This is a genomic window from Litoribacter populi (assembly GCF_007483685.1).
Lineage (GTDB): Bacteria > Bacteroidota > Bacteroidia > Cytophagales > Cyclobacteriaceae > Litoribacter > Litoribacter populi.
In genome coordinates this window covers 3,273,534-3,291,518 of sequence record NZ_VMKN01000001.1, presented here as the reverse complement: position 1 = coordinate 3,291,518, position 17,985 = coordinate 3,273,534, and the positions used below count along the sequence as shown (strand labels likewise).

Below are 17,985 nucleotides of genomic sequence, written 5' to 3'. Positions count from 1 at the left end.
TTTATTGATATTTTAATTATTTAAAGGAGGTAAATCATGTTAAGGAAATTTTGCGGTGTAGCCCTATGCGCTATTGCGTTGAGTAGTTGTACATCAGATGACCAAAAAGACTATAACGAAGTCTTTGTCCCAGAAATCCTGGAAATAGCACCAGTGGAAAGAATTCAGCAGCTTGAAAGAATGAATTTTATTATGCATGAGGGTAAAACCCCACCTCAAGTGTCAGGATCATTTAAAGCCAGTCCCTATTATATGACTGCCAGTAATGAGCAAAACTGGACTTATCAATCAGGGGAAAGGGTAGAGGATTACTATTATAGATTTAGAGAACAAAATATGTCTGACCTATCTGTGGTAATGGACGTAAGAGGAGTGGATCCGGAGTTTGATAATATCGTTTATGATTCCCCGAATGAAAAAAGATACATGTCAGGAAACGGTAACAAGTTTTCCGCGTTTTCAATAGTGGAAAATTATTATGTTTATCATGAAAGAGACAGAATAGATACAGCAAGATTTAGAAGTCTAGAAGTAGTGAGTGCTGAAGTTTCGGATGAGGGTTTGAGAAACTATCAGTATGCTTTTGTAATGCTAGATAATTACGGGGATCCCCTTAACAAGCTGGCACAAAATGATGCTACCAGAATTTTTTATGATGGTGACCGATTAGCAGAAGCACATCCCTTTCATGAGGGAGAAATGGAAGATGACGAGCTTGGAGTGAGAAGAAAATTCAGGCCCTTGGAAAGACAGGATATAGATCAGTTTTAAAATTTTGAAACAAGCCACTTCGCAAGAGTGGCTTTTTTTAGTGTGCCGTGCATGGCAATCAACTAGGTGGTGAAAGTCCACTGTGGGGGTTTGTAATCGCCAACCACTAGCCAAGAGCAAGGGTGTCCACCGCGAGGTGGAATCTGAAGGAAGCTGGAGGCAAAACTCTGCCCCGAGGAACACGAACCTCATCAGGCATATCCGATGGGATGAGGCTGCTAAACAAGTCAAAGTCCAAAGATTACACGGACATCGGGGTGTAAATGAGTCGGGGACATGGAGTGAAAGTGGGTTGCCTTCCCACGGGAGGTCTCATGGACGTGCGGAAACGGAGTATGAAGCACGGAGTAAAGCTTGCCATGAGAAGTCAGCAGAAGCCATAGTAGGAATGGACATGAGCCATGAGAATCCATGGAGGTCTCACAATTTCCGAAGGGCTGAACCTTGCCGCTTGACAGTAAATGAATGTTACCGGTGTAAAGCTGTTAGATGCTCAAAAAGAGGCTCCTTATCATAAAAACAGGGCGGAACCCGAAGAATAGATAAGAGTGATATGAGTACATTGGACAACTGAAAACAACGTCAACACGTTCTCTTAGAGGATGTAAAGCAAGGAACCGCCGTATACCGAACGGTACGTACGGTGGTGTGGGAGGTCGAAACGGGAATTAATCCCGTTTCTCCTACCCGATTTGGGGATTAAAACCTTATTTTTATGCCTTTAAACCATTAAACCAATCTTAAATGAAAAATATAAATCCCACCCAAACACAGGCCTGGAAACAGCTTGACATTTTTGCTCAAAACAAACAAGAGCAAACCATTCAATCCCTTTTTGCCCAAAAGGATAGATTTCAAAAATACCATATTCAGTTCGAGGATATTCTGGTTGATTTTTCCAAAAACAGATTGGATGATGATATCTTCAAGGGTTTGCAGGAGCTTGCTGAGGAAGTTGACCTAAAGTCAGCTATAGAGGCGATGTTTACCGGTGAAGCTATTAATAAAACTGAAAACCGTGCTGTGCTGCACACTGCCTTGCGTAATCGCTCCAATTCCCCTATCGAGGTGGACGGTAAGGACGTGATGCCGGAGGTGAATGCTGTGTTGGAGAAAATGAAAACCTTTGCTGATAAAGTGGGGGCTGGACAGTGGAAGGGTTATACAGGAAAACCAATTAAGTCCCTTGTGAACATTGGAATCGGCGGTAGCGATTTAGGTCCCGTGATGGTGACAGAGGCATTAAAGGCTTATAAAAAAGAGAATTTGGAGATATTTTTCGTTTCCAACGTAGACGGAACCCACATGGCCGAAACTTTAAAAAAGGTTGACCCAGAAACTACCCTCTTTTTCATCGCCTCGAAGACTTTTACTACTCAGGAAACTATGACCAATGCACATACAGCAAGGGATTGGTTTTTGTCTATAGCAAAGGATAAGGCTGCTATTGCAAAGCATTTCGTGGCACTTTCTACTAATTCCAAAGCTGTAGGTGAATTTGGCATCGACACTGAAAATATGTTTGTTTTTTGGGACTGGGTAGGAGGAAGGTATTCCCTTTGGTCCGCAATAGGATTGCCGATTGCTTGTGCGATTGGTTATGACAACTTCGAAAAGCTACTTGAAGGTGCTCATGCCATGGACAAGCATTTCAGAAATGAGCCTTTCGAGAAAAACATTCCCGTCATCCTTGCCCTCATCGGAATTTGGAACACTAATTTCCTTGGTGCCACCTCTGAGGCAATTTTGCCCTATGACCAATATTTACACAGATTTGCCGCTTACTTCCAGCAGGGAAATATGGAAAGCAATGGTAAATACATCAGTCGGAACGGAGAAAAAGTCGAATACGGTACTGGCCCGATCATCTGGGGAGAACCAGGCACCAATGGTCAGCATGCGTTCTATCAATTGATCCATCAGGGGACTCACCTGATCCCATGTGATTTCATAGCTCCAGCAATTTCCCACAATCCTATCGGAGATCATCACATCAAATTGATGTCAAATTTCTTTGCCCAAACGGAGGCCTTGATGAACGGTCAGAGCTTGGAAAAAGTGATGAGTGAAATGGAAAAGACTGGCAAGTCAAAAGAAGAAATCTCTGTCATAGCCCCTCATAGGGTTTTTGAAGGAAACAGACCGACAAATTCAATCTTGGTTAAAAAGCTGGATCCATTTACCTTAGGAGCTTTGATTGCTATGTATGAGCACAAAATCTTCACCCAAGGTGTTATTTGGAACATTTTCAGTTTCGACCAATGGGGAGTAGAGCTTGGTAAAGTTTTAGCCAAGGAGATTCTTCCTGAGTTGGAAAGTGAGGGTAACATCGATTCCCATGACGGTTCTACAAACGGTCTCATCAACGCCTTCAAGGAAATGAGGAAATAAATATAAAAAAAGTCTTGCAGCGGATCTGCAAGACTTTTTTATTTCTCTTTTAATAAAAACCTAATCGCATCATTAAATTCCCTTGCCCAATACCACTCTTTGTGCTCCCCATCTTCATGGATTTTAGAATAATATTGACTTTTGGTTAAGTGGGAATTAAGCGTGGAATCCACCTTTTTTTGATCTTCAGGAAAGTTTATTTCTCCATAGACCTCCTTTGCTCCACTGATCATATAGATCCTTGACCTCGGCTTGATTTGAGAAAGGTAATATTGATCCATAGTTTGAGGGTTGAACCAAAAGGCAGGGGAGAAGACTCCTGCCATTGAAAAAATCTCAGGAAACTCAACCATTGCCTGTATGGAGATCAAGCCTCCTAGACTACTACCAAAGATTCCAATTCTTTCTTTATCAATATGAAAAGTAGATTCGATTTCAGGCATGACTTCTTCTACAATGAAATTTAGATAGTCCCTGCCTTTCCCAGAGGAATGATCAGGATTAAAAAACCAGGACAACTCGGCCATGCGTTTCTCTCCTCCATTAGCAATACCTACGACAATGAATTTAAGCCCCTCTTCCTCCAACTGCAATAGGTTGTTTTTTAAATCCCAAGTTCCCGCAAAAGCCAGAGAATCATAAGCCAAATTCTGGCCATCATGCATATAAAGCACAGGATAGGAATTGATTGAATCATAATCAGAAGGGATAGTGATCCAGACATCCCGCATTTCCCCCAGATGACTGCTGACAATTTTCCTATGGAAAGTTTCCTGAGACCAGCTATCAATAGCGATCAGCATACAGAGTATAGAAAAGAGGTATTTCATTATTTCAATAGGTTGCTTGAATTATGTTCAAATTTCAATACTAACCAACGCTAATTATCCGATTGTGTGGGTTGATTCACTGTCATTACAGACCTGCTAAGACAAAAGACAATTGAGTATTTATAGTTTTACTTCTCATGTAAAATATAATTACTCCTAAAAATACACCTTACATATAAGAAAAGTATGATTTTAGGACAAAAAGAAGGAAATTAGGCATCTGAAGAACCAATCTTATCAAACCTATTTGCCATGCGATTACTTTATCTATTATTATTACTTTTTCCCCTAGGCCTGTTTGCCCAAAGCTCATCTAGTACTTATATGGATGAATCGGGCATAATCAGATGGTCCGAGGATGATTCGGAAGTCCATGGATTCGGAGTCAATTACACAGTACCATTTGCCCATGCGTATCGGACGGCGGAAAGGTTAGGGATTAATCAAAAAGAAGCCATAGATAATGACCTTTATCACTTTATCCGCCTTGGCTTTGATCTTTATAGGGTGCACGTATGGGATACGGAAATTAGCGACTCTTTGGGGAATCTTCTGCAGAATGAACACCTCGACCATTTTGACTACCTCATACATCGTCTAAATGAATTGGAGATTAACTATGTGATTACTCCAATTGCCTTTTGGGGCAATGGTTGGCCGGAACCAAATGAGGATACACCTGGGTTTTCGGAAAAATATGGAAAGGATGAATGCTTAACCGATCCAAACTGTATCAAAGCGCAGGAAAATTACCTAACACAATTTATGAACCACACTAACCCCTACACGGGAATAGCTTATAAAGCTGATCCTCGTTTAGTTGCCGTGGAGGTCAGCAATGAACCCCATCACAGTGGGGAAGCTTCCGAAGTGTATGAATTTGTGAAAGGTATGGTTGACGCGATCAGGGCTTCGGGTACGGAGAAGCCGATATTTTATAATGCTAGCCATGGTACTCACTTTATCGACAAGTATTTTGAAGGAGGAGCGCAAGGCGGGACTTTTCAATGGTATCCAACGGGCCTTGGCTATAAGAAAGAAATTCCAGGAAATTTGCTTCCAAATGTAAATGACTACAATATCCCTTTCTCGGAGGCATTTGATAGACATACCGGTGGAAAGTTGGTGTATGAGTTTGACGCTGCCGATGTAGGAAGGACATATATCTATCCTGTAATGGCAAGATCTTTCAGAACAGCTGGAATCCAGATCGGGACGCATTTTTCTTACGATCCTACTTTTATGGCTGATGTCAATACTGAGTATGATACGCATTACATGAATTTGGCCTATACTCCAGGTAAAGCCATTTCCCTTATGATTAGCGGTGAGGTTTTTAGAAATGTACCTATGGGGACCGATTTTGGGAAATATCCAGATAATTTAGAATTTGATGATTTTAAAATTGACTATCATTCAGATTTAGCTCTTTACAATTCGGAGGAAAAATACCTTTATACCAATTCGCATGATGTGGAACCGAAAAATTCAAATCAACTCCAGCAGATAGCTGGGGTGGGTAACAGTCCCTTGGTGAAATATGGTGGGACTGGAGCCTATTTTTTAGACAAACTGGATGAGGAGAATTGGAGGCTGGAAGTAATGCCTGACGCAATTTGGGTAGAGGATCCATTTGGAAGAAATAGCCCAAACAAAATTCTCGCGGTGATCAATTGGGACAAGCATCCCATAAATGTCAATCTTTCTGAGTTGGGTGAAAATTTCCAAATCAAAGGGATCAATGAAGGAAACTATGTGGATCTCAAAGCACGTGGAAAGACATTTGATATTGAACCTGGAACCTATATAATTCAAAGTGCCAACTCCTCAAAATCTTGGAAAGCCGAGGATGAATTTGGAAAAGGTAAGCTTGGGGATTTTTACGCTCCTGAGAAAACCGTTGAAAAACCCTATTTGGTGCATACTCCCGTGCAAGCTACCTCGCTTGATCAGCCTTTGAAAATTGAATTGAGATATGTCGCTTCAGAAAAACCCGAATCCATCAAAATCCTCCCTGGATTCAGAGATCCTATTGAAATGGAGGAAATAAAGGCTTATCATTACAAAGCGGAAATTCCAGCAGACTTATTATATGAAGGCCTATTTGAGTACTATATTAAAGTAGAAGGCCAGGATGACACGAATGTAACCTACCCAGCTAAAAGGGAAGGAAGTCCATCCGATTGGGATTTTTACAATCGTGATTCTTACCAGGTCAAAATTACACCAGCTGAATACCCCATTCATCTTTTTGATGCAAAGTCAGATTCAGAATGGTTGGTAAGACAGTGGAGAGAAGGTTTTCGATTGGCCCCCACAGAGCATGCGTCGGAATTTGAATATCAAATGCCGATTGAAAGTTTATTTGTAGAAGACCCTGAAAACCTGAATGCGGAACCGATTTATGACTATAGCTTCAAGCATTACATCTTGGATGCTATCAAGGGAAGGAGAGAGGACCTTTCGGGCAAATCGACTTTGGTTATCAAAGGTAGGTCTTTGGAAGAAAACCCGCTGAAAATTCAAGTGGCTTTTGTGCTGGATGATGGAAGTTCTTATGGAGGTATGATAGAAATTGAAAGCGAAATCGGAGAGTATAAGCTTGATCTGGAGTATTTAAATCCCGTAAAAACCGTCACGCTTCCAAGGCCATATCCCAGCTTTCTTCCCTATCATTTTGAGCATAATCTGCCTGAAGACTTCGATATTAGTCGAGTGGAAAGTTTGCAGTTTTCTATTGGACCAGAACTTTCGGAAGAAGAAAAGCAGCAATCTTTTGGATTAGGGTTGATTTCCATCAGGTTGGAATAGTCAGTTTTTCTTCATTTCATCCATTATATCAGAAAAACCAGAAGCTATCACGGCTGCCGAAAGACCAAACAGCATGATAGCCATAAAGGCTATTAGGGAGACGATGATCCTTCCTAAAATGGTCATCGGGGCAATTTCCCCGAATCCAACGGAGGAGATAACTCCCATCACCCACCACATGGTTTTGGGAATGCTTGAGAATGCATCCGGTTGGGTGCTATTTTCGGCATAATAGAGCAATATGGAGGATAAGATCAGGAAAAAGAAAGTGAACAGGCTGAAAATAACCAAAAAGCTTATCCTCTTTTTATAGACCTTGTACATAAAGTCAAGTGAATCAGTAAATCTTACAAGGCGTAGGATTGTGAATATGCGAAAAATTCGCATAATTCTAAAAAAGCGAAGATCCAACCCGAGAAATGGAAGGTAAAAAGGCAAAATGGCCATTAAATCAATGACCATCATTGGAGAAGTGGCAAACCTGAAATTACCTAAAGGTGCCTTGGGGTAATCAGGATGGAGGTTGCCTGTCCAAACCCTTGCCAGATATTCAAGGGTAAAAACCAAAATGCTGAAAACTTCGAAACCGTCAAATAACCCTGGCCACCAATCATAGATAAAATCTACGGAGCGGAGGATAATCACCAAGACATTCAAAAAAATAAGAGTAACGATGAACACATCCACCCACCAATTGGCTGACCCTGAGTGATCAGGGGGAGAAAGTAAGTGATATGTTTTTTTCTTCAGGCTGTTCATGGGTGAAAAAGTGAGTACTGCCCATTCCTATTCGATAAAATATTGAAGCAGGCTATAAAGGAATAATTTGCAAAATCAGAAAATAGCTATTAATATTCCTACTTGTATAAAGCCAAAAGCGACTCAAAAGTTTTTTGGTTTGTGTACCTTGATCGGGTTCGGAATTTCAAAAATCATTAACATTTAGAAAATCAATCAAATAAAGTGGGTGAATTTATAGTCAATTTCAGTAATTGGATTTGGGATACCCCCATGCTCGTCTTATTGATGGGTGGGGGATTAATTTTGTTGGCCTATTCAGGCTTTTTGCCTTTTCGAAAATTAGGCCATGCCATGAAGGTGGTGAGGGGGAAATACGATGACTCTAACATGCCTGGTCAGATCACATCCTTTCAGGCACTTTCGGCCGCTATTGCAGCTACTGTAGGACTCGGCAATATAAGCGGAGTTGCCATAGCCATCAACATGGGAGGGCCTGGCGCCATCTTTTGGATGTGGGTATCAGCTTTCGTGGGGATGGCCACCAAATTTTTTACCTGTAGTCTTGCTATTATGTATAGGGGTAAAGATTCTGCTGGGGTGATTCAAGGGGGGCCTATGTATGTGATCGAAGAGGGCATGGGCCGAAAATGGAAATTTCTGTCCATCATCTTCTGCATTGCGGGTATATTGGGCCTTTTGGCCATTTTCCAAGCCAATCAATTGACTGCTACTTTCAGGTTTGTAATCTTGGAGCCGGCAGGATTGGACGCTGGAGCTCCAACAAGATGGATCATCGGGATTACCATGATGGTGATTGTCGCTGGAGTGATTTTGGGGGGTATCCAAAGGATTGCTTTAGTGGCATCTAAGTTGGTTCCATTTATGGTGGGACTATATTTCGCTACTGTTTTATTAATCGTATTCAAATACATTAATAATGTGCCTTCCATGCTGTGGCTAATCGTGGAGGACGCCTTTACTGGCAACGCTGTGATGGGTGGTGCTGTAGGAGCTGTGATTGTGACAGGAGCGAGAAGGGCAGCTTTTTCCAATGAAGCAGGTATAGGAACTGCCCCAATGGTTCACGGAGCATCCAGAAACAATGAACCAGTTAGAGAAGGCCTTATCGCTATGCTGGGTCCATTCATTGATACTATAGTAGTCTGTACTTTGACCTCGTTGGTGATCCTTCTGACGGGGGTTTGGCAAACCACTGAAAATGACGGAGTGAGATTGACCTTGTCGGCATTTGAGATGGCCCTGCCAGGATTTGGAAAATATTTGCTTATGGTTGCAGTGTTGGTTTTTGCCTTCTCGACCATGTTTACTTACAGTTATTACGGTCATAAATGTTTTAATTACCTCTTTGGAGCTAAAAGAGCCGATTATTATAATTATTTTTACTTAATAACCATTGTAGCTGGTGCTGTGGCTTCTCTTGAAGTGGTTATCAGTTTTGTGGACGGTATGTACGCTATCATGGCGATTCCGACCATGATCTCAGCCATCTACCTTTCACCAAAAGTCAGGGCAGCCACCAAGGATTATTTTAAAAGGATGAAAAAACTGGATGTATGAAAATCTTGATCGCACCGAATGCATTTAAAGGTACCATGAAAGCTCATGAGGCTGCTGAAATCATTCGAACTGCGATCAAAGAAAATCATCCGGAACATGAAATAAAAATATGTCCCATTGCCGACGGAGGTGATGGGACATGTTTGTTAATGACCCAGGCTATGGGGCTCGAAAAAAAGGAAATGCTTGTCTTAGATCCACTGGGAAGGCCCATCAAAGGTTTTTATGGTTGGGATGGGCCTAACCAAAAGGCTTTCGTGGATGTATCGACCGTCTCAGGGGTGGGCTTACTCAAAGCTGAAGAGAGGGACCCTTTTACCTCCTGTACTTATGGAACTGGAGAACTGATTCGGACTGCCTATCAGAATGGGGCAAAAGAAATTGAGTTGGGGTTGGGAGGAAGTGCCACCATTGATATGGGGGTGGGAATACTCAAAGCACTAGGATTCAATTTCCTCAATCAGTGGGGAAGGGAAGTGGCCATGTTTTCACCTTATTTTTTGGACAAAATCAAACTCATCCAAAGACCCCTTGAAAAATTTGAATTAAAATTTACCTTACTTTGTGATGTTGATAACCCATTCCAAGGGACGGAAGGAGCGGTGCCTGTATTTGGTCCCCAAAAGGGCCTTGAAGCGGAAGGGTTAGAGGAATTGCAGAATATAACCAACCGTTTTTTCGAACTTCTCCAAGATAAAAGTCCATTTGACCTGGAAGATAAACCTGGTTATGGAGCTGCTGGTGGGATTGCAGTTGGTCTGAGCGCCTTTTTTCTTACAGACTTAGTTAGTGGCCCTAAATATTTCTTTTCAAAAGTAAATATGGAAGATAAGGTAAAATGGGCAGACCTTGTTATCACCGGGGAGGGCCGCTATGATCTGCAGTCCGCAGCGGGAAAGGGAAGCTACAAACTTATGCAATTGGGGAAAAGCCATTCGAAACCAATTTACCTTATCACTTCTGGGGATGTTCCGGGGCCTGGCTTTGAGGAAACAATATTTCTTCCCCCGCTTCCTGAAAAAGGAGACAGCGATTCGGCCAAAAAGTTTTTGTTTGAAGCTGTAAAGAATTTTTTTGAAAAATGAAGTGAGATACCAAAAACTAAATTTCCGATGTACGAATAAAAAAAGGTCTCCGAACCGGAAACCTCTTTTTTAACATAAGCCCTTATTAAATGTATTGAAAACATGAATGCATGTTCAATTCTTTATACGTAGAGAAGGAGCCAAACGCTACAATAGTTTCAATTAAAACCGTTAAAAAATCTTAACTACTTGATAAAGTAAACTTCAGCGATCTTTTCGCCCTTGATTTTGTAGATGGCAATGGCTTTTGTCGGCTCTTCCCCACGCACTCTCGTAACTTCCTCTTGATCAATTACGGTGTTGCCTTGTACGATCCTGTTGATCAGCTTGCAGTATAGGTCAGGGGTCATAGCAAAATACCTAGCGTAATTTTCCCGCATTTTTTCTTTTCCTTCATATAGCAAGGTTTCTGGAAACTGAAATACCTTTACATCATCGCTATAGGGGGTTAAGAAAGCATCAATATCCCGATTATTGTAGGCGTCCAACTGTTCCTGTGCCAATCTACGACCGGTGCGCTCTTCTTGGTTCAATTCCCTTAACTCTTCCTGTGCCATTAAAGGCAAGGAAAATCCAAAGGCCATCATCAATAGTATAAATCTTTTCATGTCTATATTTAATTTTTAAAGTATTTTACGAATTTACCAGCAAAAGTTTGCCTATATGGTTAGAAGACTCCAGCAACTCATGTGCGGCCGAAGCTTCTGCCAATGGGAAAGTCTTAAATATCACTGGCTTTATTTTTTCATGGAAAAAAGGCCAAATCTTCTCTCTAAGTTTATCAGCAATTTTTCCTTTATATTCAATTGTTTGAGGCCGTAGGGTAGAACCCGTCAAGACAAGTCTTTTTTTCATGATCTGAATTAGGTCCACATTAGCATCTTTGCCTTTCATGGCATTGATCATGACGATTCTGCCAAAAGGATTCATCAACGCAATATTTTTGGGAGTATATTCCCCGCCAATCATATCCAGCACAATGTCAACACCTTCAATTGATCCAGAGTTTTTCACCTCCTGTTCAAAATCCTGAGTTTTGTAATTTATGGCCAAGTCAGCTCCAAGGTCAATACAAGCCTGACATTTTTCATCCGTGCCAGCAGTGACTACCACTTTTCCTCCCATCGCCTTAACTATCTGTATAGCCGTCACGCCAATACCACTACTTCCTCCGTGGATTAAAACCGTTTCTCCAGATGTAAATTTCCCGATATCAAACACGTTGTTCCAAACCGTGAAAAACGTCTCCGGAAGAGATGCCGCCTCTTCCAAAGTAGCGCCGGCAGGAACTGGCAGGCATTGCTTCCAAGGAGCGCAGACATACTCCGCATAGCCTCCCCCTGATATTAAGGCGCATATTTCTTGGCCTATAACTTTCTCCGAAACATTCTCCCCAACTTGCTCAACAATTCCAGCTACTTCCAGTCCCGGAATATCTGCAGGTGCATCTTTTGGGGCGGGATACCTGCCTTTGCGCTGTGCAATATCGGGCCTGTTAATTCCAGCTGCTTTCACACGAATAAGGACCTCACCCATTTTGGGGATGGGCTTGTCTTTCTGCACTAATTGTAGAGCTTCCGGACCTCCTGGCTTAATTATACTTATTGCTTTCATATTTCTATAGCTAAAACGAGAGACTTAAAGATAAGAAAATTACCCTTAGGGCAGACTATAGACCTATTCAGTTGCAGATTACGTGAAATCAATCATTCGTTTGTGTATATTCATTGAAATATCAATTAAAATTCGTTATATAGGTTTTTGTGAAAATAATGGTCATTTATTTGTGGAATTTTCAAAATATATGATATTTTTTTATTGATTATTCAACAAATAAGGCGGTAAGTGATTATGGGTAGTGATGATATTTTGTATTTTTAACCTATTACCAGCATATTAATTGTCAGATACGTGATAAATAATATATTTGTTAAAGTAAACTAACACTATTAATCCACTCAATATGGAACAAATCTTTACGTATGCGGTCCCAGCGATGGGTATTATCGGTCTAATCGTGATGGCCATAAAGTCTGCTTGGGTCACCAAACAGGACTCCGGAGATCAAAACATGATAGAGCTTGCTGGACACATCGCCAGGGGAGCTATGGCTTTCCTCAAAGCTGAATGGAAAGTTCTCATCTATTTTGTCATCATTGCAGGTATTATCCTCGCATGGTCCGGAACCTTGGTTGAAAATTCAAGTTGGATCATTTCCATCTCATTTGTAATTGGAGCTGTACTTTCAGCATTTGCAGGTTATGTTGGGATGAACATTGCTACCAAGGCTAATGTAAGAACCACCCAGGCTGCTAAGACTAGTTTGAGGAAAGCTCTTCAAGTATCCTTTACAGGTGGTTCCGTTATGGGACTTGGGGTTGCAGGCTTGGCTGTCCTTGGGATGGGCTCCTTATTTATAGTATTTTATCATATGTTCGTCCTTTCCGTAGGGGGAGATGTTAATGGAATGGAGATGGAAACTGCCTTGGAAGTTTTAGCTGGTTTTTCTCTTGGCGCTGAATCTATTGCCCTTTTTGCTAGGGTAGGGGGCGGTATTTATACCAAAGCTGCCGATGTGGGCGCCGACCTGGTAGGAAAAGTGGAGGCTGGAATTCCAGAAGATGATGTAAGAAACCCAGCCACTATTGCGGATAACGTTGGAGATAATGTGGGGGATGTAGCCGGTATGGGAGCTGACCTTTTTGGTTCTTATGTGGCTACTATTTTGGCATCCATGGTTTTAGGTCGTGAGATTATTTCCAATGACAACATGGGCGGGATTGCTCCAATCTTGTTGCCTTTGGTGATTGCGGGTGTTGGACTGTTGTTTTCCATCGTGGGTACATTCTTCGTTAAGATCAACAAAGAAACAGACAGCGTGCAGGCAGCCCTTAATATGGGCAACTGGGTTTCCATTTTGTTGACCGTTGGTGCTTCCTATTTTATAATTGACTATATGTTGCCAGCGGGGGAACTGAATCTGGTAAGAAACCCTGAGGTTACGTTTACCAAAACTGGTGTATTCGGAGCAGTGTTTATTGGTTTAGTTGTGGGAGCACTGATGAGCATCATCACGGAATACTATACTGCTATGGGCAAACGACCTGTAAATTCTATAATAAAACAATCCTCTACCGGACATGCTACCAATATTATCGGCGGATTGTCAGTAGGTATGGAGTCTACTGTACTTCCTATACTTGTATTGGCTGGTGGTATTTACACTTCTTTTCTAGCGGCCGGACTTTATGGAGTTGCCATTGCGGCAGCAGGGATGATGGCAACCACAGCCATGCAGTTGGCAATCGATGCTTTCGGACCGATTGCTGATAATGCAGGTGGTATCGCAGAAATGTCCGGACTTCCAAAAGAAGTGCGCGAAAGAACAGATATCCTAGATGCGGTGGGTAATACTACGGCTGCGGCTGGTAAAGGCTTCGCTATCGCTTCAGCAGCATTAACCGCTTTGGCATTGTTTGCAGCTTATGTAGGACTTGCTGGAATTAATTCAATTGATATATATAAGGCAGATGTATTATCAGGCCTTTTTGTGGGGGCAATGATTCCGTTTATCTTTTCATCGCTCTGTATTGCGGCTGTGGGTCGAGCGGCCATGGATATGGTAAACGAAGTTAGAAGACAGTTTAAAGAGATTCCTGGGATTATGGAGTACAAAGCCAAGCCGGAGTATGACAAATGCGTGGAGATTTCTACCAAGGCATCCATACGAGAAATGGTAGCACCTGGGGCAATTGCTCTTTTAGTGCCAATCATAGTAGGATTTGCATTTGGGCCTGAAGTGCTAGGTGGGCTTTTGGCTGGAGTGACCGTGTCGGGCGTATTGATGGGTATTTTTCAAAACAATGCAGGGGGAGCTTGGGATAATGCTAAGAAGTCTTTCGAAAAAGGAGTTGAAATTAATGGTGAGATGTATTATAAAGGATCTGAACCTCATAAGGCCTCTGTCACTGGGGATACTGTGGGGGATCCGTTCAAGGATACCTCTGGTCCTTCTATGAATATCCTCATTAAACTCATGTCAATTGTTGCCTTGGTGATCGCTCCGCACATTTCTATTAATCCTCATCACAACCTTCCCGATGATGCGGTGATGGCTATTGAAGTGGAAATGGAAACTGTAGCAAAAACACTTGAAGTAGTAAAGCCTTAATTTGATATTCTTTGCTAGAAATGCCGATGGAAAAAGGAAACCATCGGCATTTTTTTTAAATTTAATAAAATATTCTTCCCATGAGATTTCCGAATATTTTCAATAGAAAATCAAAAAAGATCCAATTCTAAAATTTTTTATACTGAAAGTATGACATAATTAAAAATTTTGTATTAGTTTTTGTCATTATCATTTTTGTAATTTAAATCTACCATTGGTGTAATGCAAAGGATTTTTGATGGGAATGTTTGAAAATCTTAAAAAATTAACCAAAATTAGGATCTAATTCTTAAAGTTTATTAAAATCGAAAAAAGTTAGCTGTATCTTTTTATCAGCTTTAGGGATTTTTTGACCGGTTTTTAGCCATCCTGATTCAGGGTAAGTATCTAAACCTTTAACTTCAATTTTAAATATTTTAATTTATGTTACACCCAAAATTTACAAGTAAATGACGCAAAATTGTACAAAATCAGTCTTTTTCCTGATGCTGTTTTTGCTGGCCATACCCACGTATGCCCAGATTTCAGTAACAGGGAAAGTGACCTCCCAAGAGGATGGTGGACCTTTGCCGGGAGTGAGTGTACTGGTCCAGGGTTCTACCACTGGAGCGGTAACGGATTTGGATGGTGAGTATACTATCGAGGTGCCTTCTGGGGACGTCACCTTGGAGTTTTCCTTTATTGGTTTTTCCCGGCAACGTGTCCAAGTAAGGAATAGAAGTGAATTGAATGTAGTGATGGTGCCAGATATAGCTCAGCTTTCTGAGGTAGTAGTGACGGCCTTCGGTATAGAACAGGAGAAAAAGGCTTTGGTGTCGGCTACTCAAGAGGTGAAAGGTAGAGAGCTTGCACTTTCCAGAGAGCCTAACATGGTGGATGCCTTGAATGCCAAAGTCGCTGGTGTACAGGTGACTCGTCAGGGAGGGTCCGCCGGTGCTGCTTCCAGTATTGTCATCAGGGGCATGTCTTCAATCTCCGGAGAAAACCAGCCGTTGTTTGTAGTCGACGGTATTCCGATTAACAACGAATACAGAACGCGGTCAAGATCATCAGGGGTCGATGCTCCAAACAGGGCCATTGATATCAATCCTAATGATATCGAATCCATGAACGTACTTAAAGGTCCTGCAGCTACCGCACTTTATGGTATACAAGCTGCGAGTGGTGTGGTAATCATCACCACCAAGAAAGGTTCAAGATCTGATACGCAAAACCTATCAGTAAACTTCAGTTCAAACACAGGTGTAGATAGAATTATGCAAAACTTCCCTGCTCAAATGACTTATGCTCAAGGGGATAGAGGCGTTCACGGAACAACCACATTCGGACATTTTGGACCTCCATTATCGACATTGAGATTCAATGGTCAAGATACCCACCGAGATCCAAGAGGTTTATTGGTGGATATGAACGACCCATCTGCAACCAACCAAATGATGGACCCGGTGAACAACCAGGATGTGTTTTTTCAGGATGGTTTGACCTTGGATAATAGTATAAGTGTATCAACCGGTAACAAGCATAGCTCTTTTTATATTTCAATGGGCGATTTTAGCCAAACTGGGATTATCCCTAACAATAAATATAACAGAAGATCCTTCAAGGTAACCGGTGAGTCTTCATTAACTGAAAAATTGAGAGTAACCGCTTCCGCTAACTATGTGCATTCTACAAGTACGAGATTCGGTAGAGGTGACAATTTTGCCGATGTGGTGCAGGGTTCATTCAGAACACCTCCAAGTTTTGATAACAGTCTTGGTCATTTGAGACCGGATGGCGGACAGAGGTCTTTTAGAGATAACTCTCCAGACAACCCGTTCTGGACGGTAAATAACAACCCTTACGAAGATGAAGTAAATAGAATTATTGGTTTTATTCAGGCCAACTATGATCCTTTGGATTGGTTGAACATCATGTATAGAATTGGTACTGATGTATCTTCAGATAAAAGAAACCAGCAATGGGCAGTAGGTTCCTTCGGTGGTGACGCTCTTCCAGGCGGTAGAGTGCAGGAAACGACTTACAATGACAGATTACTGAACTCTGACCTAATCATAACTGCCAACACCCAGTTGGGTGAGGATTTTAATCTTCAGGGGATGGTAGGACAGAACTTCTACTCCAGATCTTATAGAATGCAGTTCTTTGACGGTAGAAACCTGGCAATTCCTGGCCTTTACCGTATCACCAATGCGCAGACCAACCTTGTGCAGGATCAGTTCACTGAATTAAAGCAAACCGCAGCCGTATTCTCTAGAGTTTCTGTGGATTTCAGAAATTATGCTTTCTTGGAAGCAACTGGAAGAAATGAATGGACTTCAACCTTGTTGCCTCCAAATAACTCGTTCTTCTATGGTTCCGTGGGTACTGGTTTTGTATTTACAGAAGCATTTAATTTAGATCAAGGCTTTTTCAGCTTTGGTAAATTAAGAGCGTCTTACTCAGAAGCAGGTAGAGATACCAATCCTTATAGAGACCAGACTTACTTTGGAAGATCATCCATTAGCGGAGCATGGGGTGGTGGACTTGTATTCCCGCTTCCATCAGGTGTAGGTGGGGTTCAACTTGCCGGTCTTGCTGGTAATCCAAACCTTCGTCCAGAAAGGAATAAGACTTGGGAATTCGGTGGTGAATTCAGATTTGCCGAAAACAGACTTGGCTTGGATGTGACTTACTATAGAGAAAGAAACGTTGACCAAATCATCGCGGTGTCTGAGCCTGGAAGTACAGGTTTCTCCTCCAGATGGATCAACGCCGGTACTATCGAAAACAGAGGTTGGGAGATCGTAGCCAATGCCTCACCATTAGTAGGTGACTTCAAGTGGGATATCGTAGCTAACTTTTCTAGAAACAGAAACGTGGTATTGGATCTTCCAGTGGACCGTTATGCCCTTGCTGGCTTTGGTAACTTGAGACCATCTTTGGTCGAAGGTCAACCTTATGGTATATTTATGGGGACAGGTTTTTTAAGAGATGACCAAGGTAACAGGATCATCAATGAAAACGGTTATCCTCAGCGAGTGCTTCCTTCAGATGAAAACCCATCTGGTGACATCATCATAGGTGATCCTACTCCAGACTTCCTCTTAGGATTGAGAAACAACCTTTCTTACAAAAACTTCCTATTGACTTTCCTTTGGGATATCAGAGTGGGTGGTGATGTGGCAAATGTTACAGCCAACTGGATGAGAGCACAAGGTGTAGGTGCTTTCACTGAGGATCGTGGTAGCCAGGTGATCTTCAGAGGTGTCAAAGGGGACGGTTCTCCAAACGACATCCCAGTGGTGATCGATGATGCGAGATACTACAACAACACTACCGGTAATAGGGATATCGCCGAAAGATTTATCGAAGACGGTTCTTGGGTTAGGTTGAGAGATATCACTTTGACTTATCAGGTACCTTCGGCAATTGCCAATAGATTGAAAATGAGAAATCTTGATGTTAGTTTGTACGGTAGAAACCTATTGCTCTTCACTGCCTATACGGGTGTGGATCCTGAGACAAACCTTGCGGGACCTAACTCTTCAATCGGTGTGGATGCCTTCGGTACGCCTACCACAAGATCAGTTGGTATCAACTTGTCAGCTCAATTCTAATTTTCATT

Annotated in this window: 11 protein-coding genes; 7 read left to right on the top strand and 4 right to left on the bottom strand. The window is 41.9% G+C overall.

Features of this window, described 5'->3' with window-relative positions; all coding sequences use genetic code 11:
- Positions 1-36 precede the first annotated feature (36 nt).
- Positions 37-771 (top strand): hypothetical protein, encoded by a 735-nt coding sequence (locus tag FPL27_RS14280; RefSeq protein ID WP_143961733.1) that lies wholly within the window; start codon positions 37-39, stop codon positions 769-771.
- A gap of 744 nt (positions 772-1,515) precedes the next feature.
- Positions 1,516-3,162, top strand: a complete 1,647-nt coding sequence (pgi, locus tag FPL27_RS14270; protein WP_143961732.1) for a glucose-6-phosphate isomerase — start codon at positions 1,516-1,518, stop codon at positions 3,160-3,162.
- 38 nt (positions 3,163-3,200) lie between these two features.
- Here pgi and FPL27_RS14265 read toward each other — a convergent pair whose 3' ends face one another.
- Positions 3,201-3,992, bottom strand: coding sequence for an alpha/beta hydrolase (locus tag FPL27_RS14265; RefSeq protein ID WP_143961731.1), 792 nt, complete (start codon positions 3,990-3,992; stop codon positions 3,201-3,203).
- 252 nt (positions 3,993-4,244) lie between these two features.
- Here FPL27_RS14265 and FPL27_RS14260 point away from each other — a divergent pair, with 252 nt between their 5' ends.
- Positions 4,245-6,803: a hypothetical protein gene (locus FPL27_RS14260; RefSeq protein ID WP_143961730.1), complete on the top strand. Its 2,559-nt coding sequence runs from the start codon at positions 4,245-4,247 to the stop codon at positions 6,801-6,803.
- Here FPL27_RS14260 and FPL27_RS14255 read toward each other — a convergent pair whose 3' ends face one another.
- Positions 6,804-7,562, bottom strand: a complete 759-nt coding sequence (locus tag FPL27_RS14255) for an ion transporter (RefSeq protein ID WP_143961729.1) — start codon at positions 7,560-7,562, stop codon at positions 6,804-6,806.
- Positions 7,563-7,766: 204 nt separating this feature from the next.
- On the opposite strand from FPL27_RS14255, the gene FPL27_RS14250 reads away from it, so the two are divergent.
- Positions 7,767-9,122 carry an alanine/glycine:cation symporter family protein gene (locus FPL27_RS14250; protein ID WP_143961728.1) on the top strand — a complete coding sequence of 452 codons (1,356 nt, stop codon included), beginning with the start codon at positions 7,767-7,769 and terminating at the stop codon, positions 9,120-9,122.
- A complete protein-coding gene (locus tag FPL27_RS14245) occupies positions 9,119-10,207 on the top strand; it encodes a glycerate kinase (protein WP_143961727.1) in 1,089 nt (362 codons plus the stop codon). Before FPL27_RS14250 ends, FPL27_RS14245 begins: the two co-directional genes overlap by 4 nt.
- Positions 10,208-10,392: 185 nt before the next feature.
- Here the strand turns inward: FPL27_RS14245 and FPL27_RS14240 are convergent, their stop codons facing one another.
- Positions 10,393-10,815 carry a nuclear transport factor 2 family protein gene (locus FPL27_RS14240; protein ID WP_143961726.1) on the bottom strand — a complete coding sequence of 141 codons (423 nt, stop codon included), beginning with the start codon at positions 10,813-10,815 and terminating at the stop codon, positions 10,393-10,395.
- Between the two features lie 25 nt (positions 10,816-10,840).
- Positions 10,841-11,821, bottom strand: a complete 981-nt coding sequence (locus FPL27_RS14235) for an NAD(P)H-quinone oxidoreductase (protein ID WP_143961725.1) — start codon at positions 11,819-11,821, stop codon at positions 10,841-10,843.
- Between the two features lie 349 nt (positions 11,822-12,170).
- On the opposite strand from FPL27_RS14235, the gene FPL27_RS14230 reads away from it, so the two are divergent.
- Both FPL27_RS14230 and FPL27_RS14225 read left to right on the top strand, forming a co-directional pair.
- Positions 12,171-14,378: a sodium-translocating pyrophosphatase gene (locus FPL27_RS14230; RefSeq protein WP_143961724.1), complete on the top strand. Its 2,208-nt coding sequence runs from the start codon at positions 12,171-12,173 to the stop codon at positions 14,376-14,378.
- Between the two features lie 449 nt (positions 14,379-14,827).
- Positions 14,828-17,977 (top strand): SusC/RagA family TonB-linked outer membrane protein, encoded by a 3,150-nt coding sequence (locus FPL27_RS14225; protein ID WP_143961723.1) that lies wholly within the window; start codon positions 14,828-14,830, stop codon positions 17,975-17,977.
- Positions 17,978-17,985: the final 8 nt, after the last annotated feature.

Excerpts from the sequence above, each read along its gene's own strand:
- FPL27_RS14255 (WP_143961729.1), bottom strand. The coding sequence starts at position 7,562 with ATGAACAGCCTGAAGAAAAAAACATATCACTTACTTTCTCCCCCTGAT.
- FPL27_RS14235 (WP_143961725.1), bottom strand. The coding sequence starts at position 11,821 with ATGAAAGCAATAAGTATAATTAAGCCAGGAGGTCCGGAAGCTCTACAA.
- FPL27_RS14230 (WP_143961724.1), top strand. The coding sequence starts at position 12,171 with ATGGAACAAATCTTTACGTATGCGGTCCCAGCGATGGGTATTATCGGT.
- FPL27_RS14265 (WP_143961731.1), bottom strand. The coding sequence starts at position 3,992 with ATGAAATACCTCTTTTCTATACTCTGTATGCTGATCGCTATTGATAGC.
- FPL27_RS14280 (WP_143961733.1), top strand. The coding sequence starts at position 37 with ATGTTAAGGAAATTTTGCGGTGTAGCCCTATGCGCTATTGCGTTGAGT.
- FPL27_RS14245 (WP_143961727.1), top strand. The coding sequence starts at position 9,119 with ATGAAAATCTTGATCGCACCGAATGCATTTAAAGGTACCATGAAAGCT.
- FPL27_RS14240 (WP_143961726.1), bottom strand. The coding sequence starts at position 10,815 with ATGAAAAGATTTATACTATTGATGATGGCCTTTGGATTTTCCTTGCCT.
- FPL27_RS14260 (WP_143961730.1), top strand. The coding sequence starts at position 4,245 with ATGCGATTACTTTATCTATTATTATTACTTTTTCCCCTAGGCCTGTTT.
- FPL27_RS14225 (WP_143961723.1), top strand. The coding sequence starts at position 14,828 with ATGACGCAAAATTGTACAAAATCAGTCTTTTTCCTGATGCTGTTTTTG.
- pgi (WP_143961732.1), top strand. The coding sequence starts at position 1,516 with ATGAAAAATATAAATCCCACCCAAACACAGGCCTGGAAACAGCTTGAC.